Genomic DNA, 15,079 nt, shown 5'->3' with positions numbered 1-15,079 from the left:
ATGAAACGCCGCGACCTGCTCAGCCTTGCCTCCGTTCCGCTGCTTTCCGCCTGCGCCACGGCGCCCGCCCCCGTGCCGCCGGGCGAGGCAGCGCTGGCGGCCACGCCGCCAGCGCCCGCAGCATCGGCCGCCACCGCTCTGGCCCCGCCGCCCCGCGAATGGCGCGCCGCCTGGATCGCCACCGTCGCCAACATCGACTGGCCCAGCAAGCCTGGCCTGAGCGCTGAAGCGCAGCAGGCCGAGATCAAGTCCCTGTGCGACATCGCCGTGCGCATCGGCCTCAACGCGTTGATCCTGCAGGTGCGCACCAGCGCCGATGCCCTCTACGAATCCAAGCTGGAACCCTGGAGCGAATACCTCACCGGCACCCAGGGCCAGCACCCCGGCTATGACCCGCTGGCCGTCTGGCTGGCTGAGGCTCGCGCCCGCAGCCTGGAGCTGCATGCCTGGATCAACCCCTACCGCGCGCGGCACAGCACGGCCAAATCCGCGCTGGCCGAGACGCACATCGGCCGCAGCCGCGACTGGGTCAAGCGCTATGGCGACCAGCTCTGGATGGACCCGGGCGAGCCCGCCGCTGCCGAGCAGACCCTGGCCGTGGCGCGCGACATCCTGAGCCGCTATGCCGTCGACGGCATCCACATCGACGACTACTTCTACCCCTATCCCATCAACGATCCGGCCACCAAGCAGGAGGTCGACTTCCCCGACGAACCGAGCTGGCAGCGCTACACGGCCAAGGGCGGGTCCCTGAGCCGCCACGACTGGCGCCGCTACAACGTCAACACGCTGGTGCAGCGCCTGTACGCGCTGGCCCATGAAGTGCGCCCCGGCACGCGCGTCGGCGTCAGCCCCTTCGGCATCCCCAAGCCCGACGCACGCCCGGCCGGCATCAGTGGCTTCAGCCAGTACGACAAGCTCTATGCCGACGTGGAGCTGTGGCTGCGCGAGGGCTGGATGGACTATCTCGCGCCCCAGCTCTACTGGCCGCGCGCGCAGACGGCCCAGTCCTTCGAGCCGCTGTTGCAGGCCTGGCGCGCGTCCAACCCGCTGGGCCGGCCCATCCATCCGGGCCTGTTCACCAGCCGCATCAACGACACCGACAAAAGCTGGCAGCCCGACGAGGTGCTGGCCCAGATCGACATCATCCGGCGCGCCTCGCCGGGCAGCGGCCACATCCACTTCAGCATGGCGGCGCTGGCGCAGAACCGCAAGGGCATCGCCGACGCCTTGCGCAGCGGCCCCTACGCGGCGCCCTGAACGCCGGGCTCAGAACGCGTAGGCAATCTTGCGCAACTGCACCTCGTAGCCGCGGTCACTGGTGCTCAGCGACGACGAGGTGCTCTTCACGCGCAGGTAGACGGCCATCGTCTTGCCCGTCGCGTTGAAGTAGTTCACTTCCGGCTTGCCGCCGATCAGCACGGCGCTCTTGATGAGCTTGCCACTGGCGTCCAGGAGCTCCATCGTCGCATTGAAGGGGAAGATATCCAGCAGCGTCGGCGGGTCCAGCGTCAGCGTGCTCTGCAGCGTCGTCGAAGCGGCCAGGTTGACCGAGTAGATGTCGACGAACTGCGGGTAGGCCGGCTGCAGCGTGCCGCGCACCCGCGCCGGGAACACGTTCAGGTATTGGGCCTGGGCCAGCGTGTCGTTGGGCTCCTTCTCCAGGCGCAAGCCGCGCGCCGCAATGATGGCCTGCTCGGCGTCGACGATGCCGGCACCACAGCCTGTACAGCTGCCCGGGAAGGCGCGCGCGGTAGAGCGCATCAAGGAGGCCATGTCCGACGGCAACACCGTCGAGTTGACGGCCGCCATCAGCGCGGCCACGCCGGCGACATGGGGCGCCGCCATGGACGTGCCGCGCAGCCAGCTGTAGGCGTCGGCCACCGGGCCGCTCATGCCGGTGTTGGATAGCGACAGCACATTGCCGTAGGTCGCGTCGCCGCCGGGCGCCGCGATGTCCACCATGTCGCCGTAGTTGGAATAGCTGGAGCGCGCGCCGACCTTGTTCGTCGCGGCCACGGCCATCACATGCTTGCAGTTGGCCGGCGTCTGCTTGGCGACGTCCTGGCTGTCGTTGCCGGCCGCGACAACGATCACCGCCCCCTTGTTGTAGGCGTAGTTGATGGCCGACTGCGTGATGCTGGCACAGGCCGCCTCGCCGCCCAGCGACAGGTTCATGATCAGCGCCGGGTTGGCGTTGGCCGGCACGCCGGCCACCGAGCCGCCGGCGGCCCAGACGATGCCGTCGGCGATGTCCGATGTGGCGCCGCCGCATTTGCCCAGCACGCGCACCGGCACGATCCTGGCCTTGGGCGCCACGCCGGTGACGCCCAGCGCGTTGTTGCCCACGGCGGCGATGGTGCCGGCGACGTGGGTGCCGTGCCAGCTGCTGTTCTGGGCTGGTTTGTCCGCGCCGCACTGGTTGGCTGTGACGTTGTCGCCGGGGTCGCCGGCATTGCTGTCGCGCCCGCCACCGTCGCCGGCGCGGGTGCTGTCAATGATGAAGTCATAGCCCGGCAGCAGGTTGGCCGCGATGTCGGCATGCGGCAGTACGCCGGTGTCCAGCACCGCCACGCGCACACCGGAGCCCATGCCGATGTCCCAGGCCTTGGGCGCGTTGATGCCACCGGTCGGGTCGCTCATGTCCCACTGGTTGGCCCAGTTCGTGTCGTTGGGCGTGAAGGTGGGCTGCATGACGTGGTCGATCTCGACGGACTCGATGCTCGGGTCCGACAGCTGGATGTCGCGCGCCAGCTGGGCCAGTGCGCTGGCCGGCACGCGCTGGGCGAGGCGGATGACGCGATGGCCCAGTGCGCTCTCGCGATCGAAAGCCACGCGCTGGCCGCGCGCCTCGCTCATGGCCCGAAAGCCCTGCAGCGCCGCCTTGGCGGCCACCGGCGTGCGGCTGCCGTCCTTGAACTTGATGATGAGGCCGGCGGCCTGCGGCTCTGTGCGGGCCTGGGTCTGGCTGGAGGCGGGGCTCATCACGCTCAACAGTGCGGCGGCGATGAAGCTGAGGGCGAAAGGCTTGTAGGTCGGGTGCATGGAAGGCTCCGTGTCAAAGAACCCTCATGCTCGACAGCGCCCGTTGCAGCCCCGCTTCAGCGGCGCACGCGGTTGGTTTCGTTTGTTGCGCGCGCCCCCTAGCTTGCGCGCCCGGGCGCCGTTGTCATGCCGGCTTCACGGCGGCTGCCTAGCCTGCCGTGCTGAACCAACGGAGACATCCATGCGCCGCACCCTTACCCGCCTCGCACTGCTGCTGCTTGCCGCCGCCAGCCTGCCCGCCTGGGCCCACGATGCCGATGGCGACCGCCGCGGCGGCAACACCGGCATCGCCAGCGTGCAGCTCGGCCCGCGCCCCTTCTTCCTCGTCAGCGAGATGAACGACAGCCCGCTGAAGAAGCGCCTGCAGCACTGCGCCGCCTCGCGCGAAAGCTACAGGCCCACGCTGTTCTCCATCGGCCACCGCGGCGCGCCGCTGCAGTTCCCCGAGCACACCAAGGAGAGCTACGAGGCCGCCGCGCGCATGGGCGCCGGCATCGTCGAGTGCGACGTGACCTTCACCAAGGACAAGGAGCTGGTCTGCCGCCACGCGCAGAACGACCTGCACACGACCACCAACATCCTCGCCACGCCGCTGGCGAGCAAATGCATCAAGCCCTTCACGCCGGCCGCCTTCGACGCCGCCGGCACTCTGGTTGCACCGGCCGCCGCCGAATGCCGCACCAGCGAGCTGACGCTGGCCGAGTTCAAGACGCTGCGCGGCAAGATGGACGCCTCCAACCCGCGCGGCCGCACGGTGGCCGAGTACATGGCCGGCACGCCGAACTTCCGCACCGACCTCTACGCCGGCCCCACCAGCGGCACGCTGCTGACGCTGAAGGAAGCCATCGCGCTGTTCAAGCAGCTCGGCGTGAAGATGACACCCGAGCTGAAGTCGCCCAGCGTGCCCATGCCCTTCGACGGCTTCAGCCAGGCCGCCTATGCGCAGAAGATGATCGACGAACACAAGGCCGCGGGCGTGCCGGCGCGAGACGTGTGGGCGCAAAGCTTCGACCTCAACGACATCCTGTACTGGGTCAAGAACGAGCCGTCTTTTGGCCGCCAGGCCGTCTACCTCGATGACGCCAACGTGCCCGCCGACGTGCCCACCGCCGAGCAGCTCAAGGCCTACCGCGCCCAAGGCGTGCGCATCGTCGCGCCGCCGCTGTGGGTGCTGCTGGCCGCCGACACCAGCGGCAACCTGCTGCCCTCGCAATACGCGCGCAACGCCAGGGCCGCCGGCCTGGACATCATCACCTGGTCGCTGGAGCGCAGCGGCATCCTGGCCGACGGCAACAACGGCTCCTACTACCAGACCTATGACAGCGCCATCACCCGCGAGGGCGACATGTTCCGCATGCTGGACGTGCTGGCCGAGCAGGTCGGCGTGATCGGCGTGTTCTCGGATTGGCCGGCCACCGTCAGCTTCTACGCCAACTGCACCGGGCAAAAATAGCCCACCCCCTACCGGCTTCGCCGGCCCCCTCAAGGGGGCACCACCAGTGGCCCGGCGAAGCCGGTTCCACGGTGGTCGCTGGGTGGCCCGCGCGCTTCGCCGCGGGGATCAAACGACATCAGCTTGTCTGGCGCGCCACCATCAGGTGGTAGCTGCCACGCAGCCCCGCCTCCTCGAAGCCGCAGCTGGCGTACATGCGCCGCGCCGGGTTCTCGGGATGGACGGTCAGCGCGACCTGGGCATGGCCGGCCCGCCAGGCGGCGTCCAGTGCCGCCAGCATCAGCGCCTTGCCGATGCCCTGGCGCTGGAAGGCCGGCCACAAGCCGATGCCCAGCTGCGGCGTGCTCGCATCCACCGACGCCAGGCCCACGCCCTCGGGCAGCACACGCATCCAGCAGGCGCCCGCGTCCGCACCTTCTTGCACGGCCACAAGGCCGATGTCGGTCGGCCGTCCCCAGTCCTCGGCATAGATACGCACGCCAGGGTTGTCCAGCACTTCGCGCGGGCGCAGCGGCGCGGGCGGCGGGTCCCACAGCGCGATGTGCAGCCAGTCCCACAGCGTGGACTGGTCCTGCGGGAACAGCGGGCGAAAGTGCAGCATGAGTCAGAGCCTAACGGCGCGGTCAGCCGCCAGTCTGAGGTCATGGCGATCACGCCGCCAGCAGCTTCGCCGCAGCGGCCATCGCGGCCTCGTCCTTCAGCACGTCGCCGGGCCGCGTGCCGTCGCCCAGCACGACGCCGCCCCAGCGCATCTTCATGTAGCCGGCGCTGAAGCGCAGGCTGTCCACCAGGGGCGCAGCCAGGTGGGGCTCGTCGCCGCTGCTGGTGGCGCACAGCACATACATCGCCTTGCCGGCCATCTGCGGCTTGAAGTCCAGGCCCGGCACGCGCATGAAGGCGCTCCAGTGGTCAAGGTAGAGCTTGAGCGGTGCGGGCAGGCTGTACCAGTACAGCGGCGAGGCGACGAGGAGGTCCGTCGCCCACAAGGTGTCGTCCAGCAGACGGGCGAGGTCGCCAGTGGGGGCCGGGTACTGGCCAACGCTGTGCCGGATGTCCTCGAAGGGCGGCAGGGCCAATTCAGCCATGCGCTGCCAGCGCACCTCGGTGCCGGCGGGCAACGCCGCCACCGCGGCGCGGGCCATCAGTTCGGCGTTGCCATCGGCGCGGGTGCTGGCGAGGAGGATGAGGACGCGGCGTGCAGCGGTTTCGGTCATGGCGGCAGGGGTTGCTGGGGCAGGGCCAAATGATGGCGCCAAGCCCATGCCCTTTGCCCGCCGCGGGGCACGCCTGCGGCCTGCCGGCTGCCCCCTCCATCTGCGGGGCGCCCCCCAGGCTTTGGGGTGGGCGCCGCGGGGATTTCGGTCGCCCAATGGCGCGACAGCCTCCTCGGGAGAACCACCATGCGCCGTGCCTTGCTCACCTTTGCCCTGTCCACCCTGGGCGTAGCCCAGGCCGCCAGCGTGTCGGTCTACAACAGCCTCGCGGCATGGCAGGGTGCCATCAGCGGGGCGGCGCAGACGCAGGACTTCTCCGGTTACTCGTCCGGCAGCAATCTGACGGGCGTGGCGGTGCTGCCCGGCGTCACCCTGACCAGCAACCTCGGCCCGGTGCAGGCCTTCGCGCAGACGGCCACGGCCTTTGGCGCGCGCAACCTCGGCAATGCCTATTTCGAGGGCCATTACGCCCTGCCCTTCCTGGCCGCCGCGCTGGACATCACCGCCTTCGAATCCACACCCGGCGTTCCCAGCACCGCAGTCGACCAGGGCCTGCTCTCCTTCCTGTTCAGCGACGGCACGACGCAGGACCTCGCCATCTCGGGCGGCAGCGGCGCGCCGATCTTCGTCGGCGTGATCTCGACCAGTGCCATCGCGGCCTTCCGCTGGACCGAAGCGCATGAAGGCAACGGCGGCAACGAAGAGACGGGGTTGGACAACCTGCGCGTCGCCATGCGCACGACCAATCAACTGCCCTTGCCTGGCTCGTTGCCGCTGGCGATGCTGGCCTTGCTGACGTCAGGTGTACTGCCGCTGGTGCGAGGCCGCCCGCGCTGATCGGCGCGAGCCGCTTCGCTCAGAAGAACCCGAGCGCGTTCGGCGAATAGCTGACCAGCAGGTTCTTCGTCTGCTGGTAGTGGTCCAGCATGGCCTTGTGGGTCTCGCGGCCGATGCCGGATTCCTTGTAGCCGCCAAATGCCGCATGCGCCGGATAGGCGTGATAGCAGTTCGTCCACACGCGGCCGGCCTGGATGGCGCGGCCCATGCGGTAGGCGCGGCTGCCATCGCGGCTCCATACACCGGCGCCCAGGCCGTAAGGCGTGTCGTTGGCGATCTGCAGCGCCTCCGCCTCGGTCTTGAACGTGGTCACGGCCAGCACCGGGCCGAAGATCTCCTCGCGGAAGATGCGCATGTTGTTGTTGCCCTGGAAGAGCGTCGGCTGGATGTAGTAGCCGCCCGCCAGGTCGCCGCCGAGATGGGCGCGGTCGCCACCGATCAGCACCTTGGCGCCTTCCTCCTTGCCCAGCGCGAGGTAGGTCTGGATCTTGTCCATCTGCATGGCCGAAGCCTGCGCGCCCATCATCGTGTCGGTGTCGAGAGGATTGCCCTGCTTGATGGCGGCCACGCGCTTCAAGGCGCGCTCCATGAACTTGTCGTAGATGCTCTCCTGGATCAGCGCGCGGCTCGGGCAGGTGCAGACCTCGCCCTGGTTGAACGCGAACAGCACCAGGCCCTCGATGGCCTTGTCGAGGAAGGCGTCGTCCTCGGCCATCACATCCTCGAAGAAGATGTTGGGGCTCTTGCCGCCGAGCTCCAGCGTGGCCGGGATCAGGTTGCTGGCCGCGGCCTGGGCGATGACCTTCCCGGTGGCGGTCGACCCGGTGAAGGCGATCTTGGCGATGCGCTTGCTGGTGGCCAGCGGCATGCCGGCCTCGCGGCCGAAGCCGTTGACGATGTTCAGCACGCCCGGCGGCAGCAGGTCGGCGATCAGCTCGGCCATCACGAGGATGCTGACCGGCGTGCTCTCAGCGGGCTTGAGCACCACGCAATTGCCCGCGCCGAGTGCCGGGGCCAGCTTCCATGCCGCCATCAGGATGGGGAAGTTCCACGGAATGATCTGGCCCACCACGCCCAGCGGCTCCTGGAAGTGGTACGCGATGGTGTTGCCGTCGATCTGAGAGAGAGCGCCTTCCTGCGCACGCACGCAGCCGGCGAAGTAGCGGAAGTGATCCACTGTCAGCGGGATATCGGCGTTCAACGTCTCGCGGATGGGCTTGCCGTTGTCCACGGTCTCGGCGTAGGCCAGCAGCTCCAGGTTCTGCTCGATGCGGTCGGCGATCTTCAGCAGCAGGTTGGCGCGGTCGGCCGGCGGCACGGCGGCCCAGCTCGCGGCAGCGGCGTGGGCGGCGTCCAGCGCCAGCTCGATGTCGGCGGCGCTCGATCGCGCGGCCTGCGTGTAGACCTTGCCGCTGATGGGCGTGATGACGTCGAAGTACTGGCCCTCCACGGGCGGCACGAACTTGCCGCCGATGAAGTTGTCGTAACGCGCCTTGTAGGCGATCTTGGCGCCGGCAGCACCGGGGGCGGCGTAAACAGTCATGGCTTGTCTCCTGCGAATGGGTTGAGGCATGTCCATCAACGCAGAACCCGTGCCAGCACACGGCGGGCACGCCAGAGCCCGCTGCACGGGTCGTAGCCAAGGGAAATCACCCTTGGGCTGTTGCAGGCTGGAGCAGTCCGGCACAGAACGGCACAGCGCTGCGCAAACACAGGCCGCGGCACCTGCCGGCAGTGCTCCAGGCGCCCGCTGTCACCGCGCGGCGCAGCCTGTTCACGGGGCTGACACCGGCCCCGGAGCAACCCTGCCCGCGCGCCGCCGCATTGCTCCATCGCGCCGCGAAAACTGCGCGATTTCAACTGGCATGGAGCTTGCGCCTTGACCGGCCATCCGCATGCCCATCGGCACGGCGGTGCATATCCATCAACAAAGGAGACAACGCCATGCAACTCAACCCTCTCGCCGCACTGCTGTCCGTGAGCTTCGGCCTGGTGGCCGCCGGCAGTGCCGCCGCCGCCGTGACCGACCAGATGATCGAGGCCTCGGCCAAGTCGGGCCAGGAAGTGCTGTCCTGGGGCCTGGGCACGCAGGGCCAGCGCCACTCAACGCTCAAGCAGGTCAACGTGGGCAACGTGGCCAAGCTGTCGCCGGTCTGGGCCTTCTCCTTCGGCGGCGAGAAGCAGCGCGGCCAGGAGTCGCAGCCGCTGATCCACAACGGCAAGATGTTCGTGACGGCCTCCTACTCGCGCATCTTTGCGCTGGACGCCGCCACCGGCGCCAAGCTGTGGAAGTACGAGCACCGCCTGCCCGAAGGCATCATGCCCTGCTGCGACGTCGTCAACCGCGGCGCGGCGCTGTTCGACAACCTCGTCATCTTCGCCACGCTGGACGCCCAGCTCGTGGCGCTGGACCAGGCCACCGGCGACGTGGTGTGGAAGGAAAAGATCGATGACTACGCCGCCGGCTACTCCGCCACGGCCGCACCCATCATTGCCCAGGGCCTGCTGCTGACGGGCGTGTCGGGCGGCGAGTTCGGCGTGGTCGGCCGTGTGGAAGCGCGCGACCCCAGGACCGGCAAGATGGTCTGGACCCGCCCCACCGTCGAAGGCCACATGGGCTACACCTGGGACAAGGCCGGCGTGAAGCACGAGAACGGCATCTCCGGCACGCAGGGCAAGAGCTGGCCCGGCGACCTGTGGAAGACCGGCGGCGCGGCCACCTGGCTGGGCGGCACCTACGACCCCAAGACCGGCCTGGCCTACTTCGGCACCGGCAACCCCGCACCGTGGAACAGCCACCTGCGCCAGGGCGACAACCTGTTCAGCTGCTCCACCGTCGCCATCGACGTGAAGACCGGCCTGATCAAGTGGCACTACCAGGGCACGCCCAACGACGGCTGGGACTTCGACGGCGTCAACGAGTTCATCACCTTCGACCAGGACGGCAAGCGCATGGGCGCCAAGGCCGACCGCAACGGCTTCTTCTACGTGCTGGACGCCACCAACGGCCAGCTCGCCAACGCCTTTCCCTTCGTCAAGAAGATCAGCTGGGCCACCGGCATCGACCTGAAGACCGGCCGGCCCAACTTCGTGCCCGAGAACCGCCCCGGCGACCCGACCGCCGGCGCCGATGGCAAGAAGGGCAACTCGGTGTTCTCGTCGCCGTCCTTCCTGGGCGGCAAGAACCAGATGCCGATGGCCTACAGCCCCGACACCAAGCTCTTTTACGTGCCCGCCAACGAATGGGGCATGGAGATCTGGAACGAACCCATCGCCTACAAGAAGGGCGCCGCCTACCTGGGCGCCGGCTTCACGATCAAGACGCTCAACGACGACTACATCGGCGCCCTGCGCGCGGTCGACCCCAAGTCCGGCAAGATCGTCTGGGAGATCAAGAACAGCGCGCCGCTGTGGGGCGGTGTGCTGACCACCGCCGGCAACCTGGTGTTCTGGGGCACGCCGGAAGGCTGGCTCAAGGCCGCGGACGCCAAGACCGGCAAGGTCGTCTGGCAGTTCCAGACCGGCTCGGGCGTCGTCGCACCGCCGGTGTCCTGGCAGCAGAACGGCGAGCAGTTCATCAGCGTCGTGTCGGGCTGGGGCGGCGCCGTGCCGCTGTGGGGCGGCGACGTGGCCAAGAAGGTCAGCTTCCTGGAGCAGGGCGGCATGGTCTGGGTGTTCAAGCTGCCGAAATAGGCCCACCCCCTACTCGCTTCGCGAGCCCCCTCAAGGGGGCGCCGTCAGTGGCCCGGCAAAGCGCTTGCGCTTCGGTGAAGGCTCATATCGCGCAGCGATGTGATGCCGAAGCCAAAGCCGGTTCCACGACGGCCGCTTGAGGGGCTCGTCTTGCATCCTCGCCTGGAGTTCCTGATGTCCCACCCCACCCGCCGCATCTTCATGATGCAAGCCACCTTGGCCACCCTCGCCTGCCCGGCCATCGCGCAGACGTCGCCGGTCGACGAAGCCAGCGAGACCGCTGTCGCTCTGGGCTACCGGCACGACACCACCAAGGTCGATACCGCCAAGTTCCCCAAGCACCAGGCCAGCCAGCACTGCGCCAACTGCCAGTTCTGGCAGGCCAAACCCACCGACGCGTGGAGCGGCTGCGCGATGTTTGGCCGCAAGTCGCAAGTGGCGAACAAAGGCTGGTGCGCCGCGTGGGCGAAGGCGCCGGGCTGAGCCCAAGCCGGGCTCGCGGAACAGGAGCCCACTTGGTCGATCACACGGAAAAGCGGCTGTCGGCTTCAGGCTGGCTGCTGTCACCCAGACTTTGCGATCCAATGGCAGCTGTCCGCGGCAACGGTCATTGAACGGTTCGCAGCCTGAGCGAATGCTGGACCACCGGGACCGGCCACCCACCGATGCCCGCGCTTGGCGAGTCACCGGGCCGGTCAACGACAGCTATCGCGGCCGCAGGCCCGAACGACGCGGGCGTCAGCAAAGTGACCAAAGCGGAAGTACCGATGTCCAGTTCAGCCCGGCGCCGCCATGAGTATTCGCGCAGCGACCAGCGGTGGCCGGCGGTGGTCGCGTACGACTGAATCACAGTCCGCCAAGGGCCGCCGCATCGATCCGCTGAGCCAGGGCATGTGTAGGTTGCCAGCGCCCGCCCTGCGCTACGAAGCGATCCGCGGCGTCCAACACCTCGCGAGACGGTCGCGCTTGAGTAAACACGGCGTCAATCGCCAAGCCTGCCAGGGCACGCTGCTGCCGATGCATCCGGTCGGTATCGACACGACCCTGAGGGTCGAACGTCAGCACGAAATACACCCTGCGGACAATGTGAAGCACGGTGCGGCCGCTGGCTGTGCGTGGAGGGCGAGACATTGCGGTCATTGGCCAGGTACGTCAGGAAGGCCTCGACCTCCGGGCCGCCCATTTCCGCGGGGTGGCGAATGCCATGAAACCGGATGAAGGCCTTGAGCCAATAGGCATAGACCTCCTCGGTCCGCAGGCTGTAGTGCATCAGGCGCAGCCGCTCTCGCAACTGGTCAAGCACCCGCACCGAGCGAAGCGGCGGCAGCGCCGCCGATGGCGCAGGCCGCAGGTTTCCCCGAGCTGGCGAACTGAGTGAGCTGACTGGCATCATGGCCACTCCAGCGGCGCCGAACAGGCCCGGCGAGAACTTGTAACAACGTGCCGCTTTTGCCGGAAATTTAATGCTGTATAAAACAACAGTCAACTGGAAAATTCTGAAGGTGAGTCAAGCACTTGCCACGATTCACCACGGCGATGTTGTGGCGCAGCTTGCCTGCCTAGGCAGCAGCGGCGGTCTCCCGAGAACACGTTAGAAGTCATGCACCGCTACGCAGATGGAACCGTTCTTCGCGTCGGCGACCTGGTCGCGCTTATGGGCGGCCGAGGCACGGTGCAAGCGAACCTCGATTCGGGCGAGTATTCCGAGAACTTCGCGAGGTTGGAGTGGGGCTACTTGGAAAATGGCGTCATTCTTGAGACTGACTTCGCCGGTGTATTGCATATTCCTTCCGAGCAAGCGGAATCATTTGTTCTTGTGCGCAGGCCGCAATGACTTCTAACCTCTCATTGCAGCCGACCTGCGCCAGCTTCGCTGGCTGGTCGGCTGAATTCCAACGTTAGCCGTCAGAGGGAGCGCCGTGTCTTCTCCATCATCCTGGCGGTTTGTTGGAGGCGCCACACCCGAGCGCCTTGCCACACTTGCGCAACTTCGATCGCCTGCCGACCTTCCGGAAGCGCTGCGTACGGAGCTGAAGCTCGTCTGCTTCCATCGCGATCATGGGCACACGGATCCTTCCTTTGAGCGCGCCGTCTTCTGCGGTACTGTGAGCCCATCACTCTTCGACTGGTTCTTCAACTCCCGCACTGGCTATCGCGGAGCGTTCTATGAATCGCCGGAAGCAGGCTCCAAGTTCAATCGCCAGCTGATTTCCCATCTCGCGTCCTCCTTGGCTGACTGGGCGGCCCGCGGAGGCGAAGATCGGGCGTGGGTACTCAATTCCCTCGCGGCGCCTTCAGCGAAGGCATGGCTTGCCGAGCACCCTGGACTCTGCAAGTCTTGTGCTGGCGAATGGACTTCCTCCCTCGCAACTAATCTGCAGATCGAGAACGGTCGGTGGGAGTGCTCCACACACGTCCATGCGGCGTGGGGACGTCAAGCACCGCTTCTGTCCAAGGTTCGAATCTTCGGCGGGCTGATCAACAAGTGTCAGCAGGAGTGGCTGGCCGCCCACAAGGCCGACCGTGCTCACCACATCTGGGAGCACGGTTGGAGCTGACGGCTAACCCTTCGCTCGAGCGGACCTCCACCGGCATGGCACTTGGCCGGCGCGGCCGTGCTGTCTATCATCGTCCGCGCGGGCCAAGCGCCATACCGGCGGCGGCCCGCTCAGCTCAAACGTTAAACCGCTCCTGTTATGCCCGCTTTGATCCCCGGCGCAGACCAGCCTCGTGGCTTGCTGACGGTGTTGACGGATTCAACTTCCGAATATGGCGATCGGCACGACGCCGCTATGGATCTTGGTGTCTTTGACGAACCGGAGGTTGAGGCTGCGTTGCTTGCGATCGCTCTCAACCTCACGGAGGACCCCGACGTGGCAGATGCGGCGGGCGAATCTCTATCCGAGATCTGGCGTCGCAAAGGTTCGGCACCGCCTGCAACCATCGCCAACATGCATCCAGCGGCAAGAAAGTTCTTTCAACTATGAGGCGGTTTAACCCTTTGCTGCAGCGGACGGCTACGCCGCCCGCTGAGCGCGAACGTTGGGCATACGGGAGATGACGTGACAGCCGCGCCGCTCATTTGTGCCCGCTGCAATTTGCCGGTGGAGAAAAACGCAGAATCGTATGAAGTTTTCGAGCGCATGCATTGGCTCTGCTTTCATCTGGAATTCGAACATCAGGGAGATCCTGATGAACCGTGCGGTGATCCCGGCTGCCCTTGGTGGCACATTGAAGTTCTTCGGCGGAAGCTCGTCGAGCTTGGTTCTGACCCAGCGGCGGTCATCAAAGCGGCCATCGACGAGCGGTGGCGCTTGTGAGCATCCGGCTGCCCAACTTTTTGCTGCAGCGGACGGCTTCGCCGTCCGCTGAGCTCACACGTTGGTCGTCTCAATGAACGAAATCGCGACATTCGACGTCGAAGCCCAGCGGTTGGTGCAAGAGCATGTTGGCAAGCTGCGGCAGCTCTCGCATACCGAGGCGTCGGCGTTGCCCGAGGCGACTGACACTGAAGTCGTCGTTGCTGGCCGTCGTTGCCAGCTCACAGTTTTCGCGCAGCCCATTTCAACGGGCAGGCTCGTTGTGGCACAGGTAGCACGGCGCGCGATGGCTGGCCTTGTCAGCTTCCACCACGAACAGGGTCTGGTCTTCGCGCCGGATGGTTCGATTCGCGACGCATCCGAGCATGAGCTATTTGTTTCAGGCGGCTAGGTACATGCTCACGGGACGCCCAACCAGTTGTTCAAGCGGACAGCCCAAAGCTGCGCTTCGGGCTGCCACTCAACGCCGACGTTGGGCATCATGACCAGCCACCAACCGCCCGCTGAGCTTTTGCCGGCGAAGTTCGAAGTGCGACGACGCGCTGGGCTGGAGGATGTCCGAAAGCAAGAAGGTACAAGCACGCACGCTCGGTTCAAGGAGGAGTGCGCTGCGTTCATTTCGGCCGCTACGGACGGCGATCAGGTGTATGAGTTTTGCTCTGCGGAATCGCAGTGGCGACTCGGCTTAGGCTGGGCAGGTTTTGAACTGCAGCGCAACGACTTGATTGTTGCCCGCCTCATCACACGGATGAGTTAATGCTGAGCATCATGAGGCCCAACCTTTCGCTGCAGCGGACGGCTTCGCCGTCCGCTGAGCTTTCACGTTAGGCAGAACCATGAAGAACTGGCTCCTTGGTTCTTTGCTTTACGCCGCCCTCGGTTGCATTGCCGCAGAGCTAACGCTGGACGTTGAAATACGAATACTGGCGGACGCTAGCTGTAGCGTGGGAGGTGTGAAATCAAACTGCAGAGAAGTCGGAAGCGTCGTGAGAAAGCTTCACGGCAACAGGCAATTCAATGCGTCTGTCGTTGCTCCCTACAACGTGAACCCGAATACCGTTGGGATGCTTATGACCTCTTTGCATGAAAGTGGCGTGGGAAAAGTTAATCTGCAGCAGATCGCCGATGCACCATCATCCGGAGCTTCAAAGGCATCCGGATTGGGTAAGTAGTTTGTCAAGAATGACGTGCACTTCCTTCTGGATGCTGTCAATGCCTAACCTGGCATTGCAGCGGACGCCTACGGCGACCGCTGAATTTTGACGTTATCCAGCACGATGACGATCAAGGATGCCTCCACCATAGATGCTCTCGGCCTGGACCGACTCTCGGGCGAAGCAGTGTTGACTGTTGTCGATCCCCTTGAGTGGAGCGACATCGGTGGCCACTCAACGCTCCTTGCAGAAAAGCTAAATCGCTACTTCGGGTTCGTCGAATCGGGCGAAATCTACACAAGCTATCCGGAGGCGCGCGGCCGAAGTCTGCGTATTGACATCGTTTGTCGTTTCGAATTCGAA

Annotated in this window: 17 protein-coding genes; 12 read left to right on the top strand and 5 right to left on the bottom strand. The window is 66.2% G+C overall.

The features are described from left to right. Positions 1-1,260, top strand: coding sequence for a glycoside hydrolase family 10-like protein (locus tag AC1DW0_RS27040; RefSeq protein ID WP_477949121.1), 1,260 nt, complete (start codon positions 1-3; stop codon positions 1,258-1,260). A 9-nt stretch (positions 1,261-1,269) separates the two neighbouring features. Here AC1DW0_RS27040 and AC1DW0_RS27035 read toward each other — a convergent pair whose 3' ends face one another. Then, positions 1,270-3,045, bottom strand: coding sequence for a S8 family peptidase (locus tag AC1DW0_RS27035; RefSeq protein WP_477949119.1), 1,776 nt, complete (start codon positions 3,043-3,045; stop codon positions 1,270-1,272). A 181-nt stretch (positions 3,046-3,226) separates the two neighbouring features. Between AC1DW0_RS27035 and AC1DW0_RS27030 the strand changes: the two genes are divergently transcribed. Beyond that, on the top strand, positions 3,227-4,498 hold the full coding sequence (locus AC1DW0_RS27030; protein WP_477949117.1) for a glycerophosphodiester phosphodiesterase family protein: 1,272 nt from the start codon (positions 3,227-3,229) through the stop codon (positions 4,496-4,498). Positions 4,499-4,616: 118 nt separating this feature from the next. Here the strand turns inward: AC1DW0_RS27030 and AC1DW0_RS27025 are convergent, their stop codons facing one another. Further along, positions 4,617-5,099 (bottom strand): GNAT family N-acetyltransferase, encoded by a 483-nt coding sequence (locus AC1DW0_RS27025; protein ID WP_457447564.1) that lies wholly within the window; start codon positions 5,097-5,099, stop codon positions 4,617-4,619. A gap of 49 nt (positions 5,100-5,148) precedes the next feature. After that, entirely contained in the window at positions 5,149-5,712 is a 564-nt protein-coding gene (locus AC1DW0_RS27020) for a flavodoxin family protein (protein WP_477949115.1), read from the bottom strand. Between the two features lie 186 nt (positions 5,713-5,898). Here AC1DW0_RS27020 and AC1DW0_RS27015 point away from each other — a divergent pair, with 186 nt between their 5' ends. Continuing rightward, positions 5,899-6,549, top strand: a complete 651-nt coding sequence (locus tag AC1DW0_RS27015) for a hypothetical protein (protein WP_477949113.1) — start codon at positions 5,899-5,901, stop codon at positions 6,547-6,549. A 19-nt stretch (positions 6,550-6,568) separates the two neighbouring features. On the opposite strand, the gene exaC is transcribed toward AC1DW0_RS27015, so the two are convergent. Beyond that, entirely contained in the window at positions 6,569-8,092 is a 1,524-nt protein-coding gene (exaC, locus tag AC1DW0_RS27010; protein ID WP_477949111.1) for an acetaldehyde dehydrogenase ExaC, read from the bottom strand. A gap of 401 nt (positions 8,093-8,493) precedes the next feature. Between exaC and AC1DW0_RS27005 the strand changes: the two genes are divergently transcribed. Together AC1DW0_RS27005 and AC1DW0_RS27000 are read left to right on the top strand one after the other, a co-directional pair. Further along, positions 8,494-10,242, top strand: a complete 1,749-nt coding sequence (locus tag AC1DW0_RS27005) for a PQQ-dependent methanol/ethanol family dehydrogenase (protein ID WP_477949109.1) — start codon at positions 8,494-8,496, stop codon at positions 10,240-10,242. Positions 10,243-10,416: 174 nt separating this feature from the next. Continuing rightward, on the top strand, positions 10,417-10,725 hold the full coding sequence (locus tag AC1DW0_RS27000; protein WP_477949107.1) for a high-potential iron-sulfur protein: 309 nt from the start codon (positions 10,417-10,419) through the stop codon (positions 10,723-10,725). A gap of 499 nt (positions 10,726-11,224) precedes the next feature. Here the strand turns inward: AC1DW0_RS27000 and AC1DW0_RS26995 are convergent, their stop codons facing one another. Next, entirely contained in the window at positions 11,225-11,728 is a 504-nt protein-coding gene (locus AC1DW0_RS26995; protein WP_457350906.1) for a phage integrase N-terminal SAM-like domain-containing protein, read from the bottom strand. 114 nt (positions 11,729-11,842) lie between these two features. Between AC1DW0_RS26995 and AC1DW0_RS26990 the strand changes: the two genes are divergently transcribed. The 7 genes from AC1DW0_RS26990 to AC1DW0_RS26960 all read left to right on the top strand — a co-directional run. Next, positions 11,843-12,076, top strand: coding sequence for a hypothetical protein (locus AC1DW0_RS26990; protein WP_477949104.1), 234 nt, complete (start codon positions 11,843-11,845; stop codon positions 12,074-12,076). An 85-nt stretch (positions 12,077-12,161) separates the two neighbouring features. After that, positions 12,162-12,800: a hypothetical protein gene (locus AC1DW0_RS26985; RefSeq protein WP_457324734.1), complete on the top strand. Its 639-nt coding sequence runs from the start codon at positions 12,162-12,164 to the stop codon at positions 12,798-12,800. Positions 12,801-12,938: 138 nt separating this feature from the next. Continuing rightward, positions 12,939-13,229, top strand: a complete 291-nt coding sequence (locus AC1DW0_RS26980) for a hypothetical protein (protein WP_457324733.1) — start codon at positions 12,939-12,941, stop codon at positions 13,227-13,229. A gap of 75 nt (positions 13,230-13,304) precedes the next feature. Beyond that, a complete protein-coding gene (locus AC1DW0_RS26975; protein ID WP_457324732.1) occupies positions 13,305-13,562 on the top strand; it encodes a hypothetical protein in 258 nt (85 codons plus the stop codon). 73 nt (positions 13,563-13,635) lie between these two features. After that, a complete protein-coding gene (locus AC1DW0_RS26970; protein ID WP_477949102.1) occupies positions 13,636-13,953 on the top strand; it encodes a hypothetical protein in 318 nt (105 codons plus the stop codon). A 445-nt stretch (positions 13,954-14,398) separates the two neighbouring features. Beyond that, positions 14,399-14,734: a hypothetical protein gene (locus AC1DW0_RS26965; protein ID WP_457320527.1), complete on the top strand. Its 336-nt coding sequence runs from the start codon at positions 14,399-14,401 to the stop codon at positions 14,732-14,734. A 105-nt stretch (positions 14,735-14,839) separates the two neighbouring features. Then, on the top strand, positions 14,840-15,079 hold a 240-nt coding region (locus AC1DW0_RS26960), incomplete at its 3' end, for a DUF6572 domain-containing protein (RefSeq protein ID WP_477949101.1).

The organism is Roseateles sp. P4_D2 (genome assembly GCF_056401875.1).
The sequence above is the reverse complement of the archived record's forward strand: the minus strand, read 5'-3'. Positions and strand labels throughout refer to the sequence as shown.

What these genes read in the sequence shown, in the direction of transcription:
- AC1DW0_RS27000 (WP_477949107.1), top strand. Translation starts at nt 10,417, where the DNA reads ATGTCCCACCCCACCCGCCGCATCTTCATGATGCAAGCCACCTTGGCC.
- AC1DW0_RS27025 (WP_457447564.1), bottom strand. Translation starts at nt 5,099, where the DNA reads ATGCTGCACTTTCGCCCGCTGTTCCCGCAGGACCAGTCCACGCTGTGG.
- AC1DW0_RS26990 (WP_477949104.1), top strand. Translation starts at nt 11,843, where the DNA reads ATGCACCGCTACGCAGATGGAACCGTTCTTCGCGTCGGCGACCTGGTC.
- AC1DW0_RS26970 (WP_477949102.1), top strand. Translation starts at nt 13,636, where the DNA reads ATGAACGAAATCGCGACATTCGACGTCGAAGCCCAGCGGTTGGTGCAA.
- AC1DW0_RS27015 (WP_477949113.1), top strand. Translation starts at nt 5,899, where the DNA reads ATGCGCCGTGCCTTGCTCACCTTTGCCCTGTCCACCCTGGGCGTAGCC.
- AC1DW0_RS27005 (WP_477949109.1), top strand. Translation starts at nt 8,494, where the DNA reads ATGCAACTCAACCCTCTCGCCGCACTGCTGTCCGTGAGCTTCGGCCTG.
- AC1DW0_RS27040 (WP_477949121.1), top strand. Translation starts at nt 1, where the DNA reads ATGAAACGCCGCGACCTGCTCAGCCTTGCCTCCGTTCCGCTGCTTTCC.
- AC1DW0_RS27035 (WP_477949119.1), bottom strand. Translation starts at nt 3,045, where the DNA reads ATGCACCCGACCTACAAGCCTTTCGCCCTCAGCTTCATCGCCGCCGCA.
- AC1DW0_RS26965 (WP_457320527.1), top strand. Translation starts at nt 14,399, where the DNA reads ATGAAGAACTGGCTCCTTGGTTCTTTGCTTTACGCCGCCCTCGGTTGC.
- AC1DW0_RS26980 (WP_457324733.1), top strand. Translation starts at nt 12,939, where the DNA reads ATGCCCGCTTTGATCCCCGGCGCAGACCAGCCTCGTGGCTTGCTGACG.
- exaC (WP_477949111.1), bottom strand. Translation starts at nt 8,092, where the DNA reads ATGACTGTTTACGCCGCCCCCGGTGCTGCCGGCGCCAAGATCGCCTAC.
- AC1DW0_RS27020 (WP_477949115.1), bottom strand. Translation starts at nt 5,712, where the DNA reads ATGACCGAAACCGCTGCACGCCGCGTCCTCATCCTCCTCGCCAGCACC.
- AC1DW0_RS27030 (WP_477949117.1), top strand. Translation starts at nt 3,227, where the DNA reads ATGCGCCGCACCCTTACCCGCCTCGCACTGCTGCTGCTTGCCGCCGCC.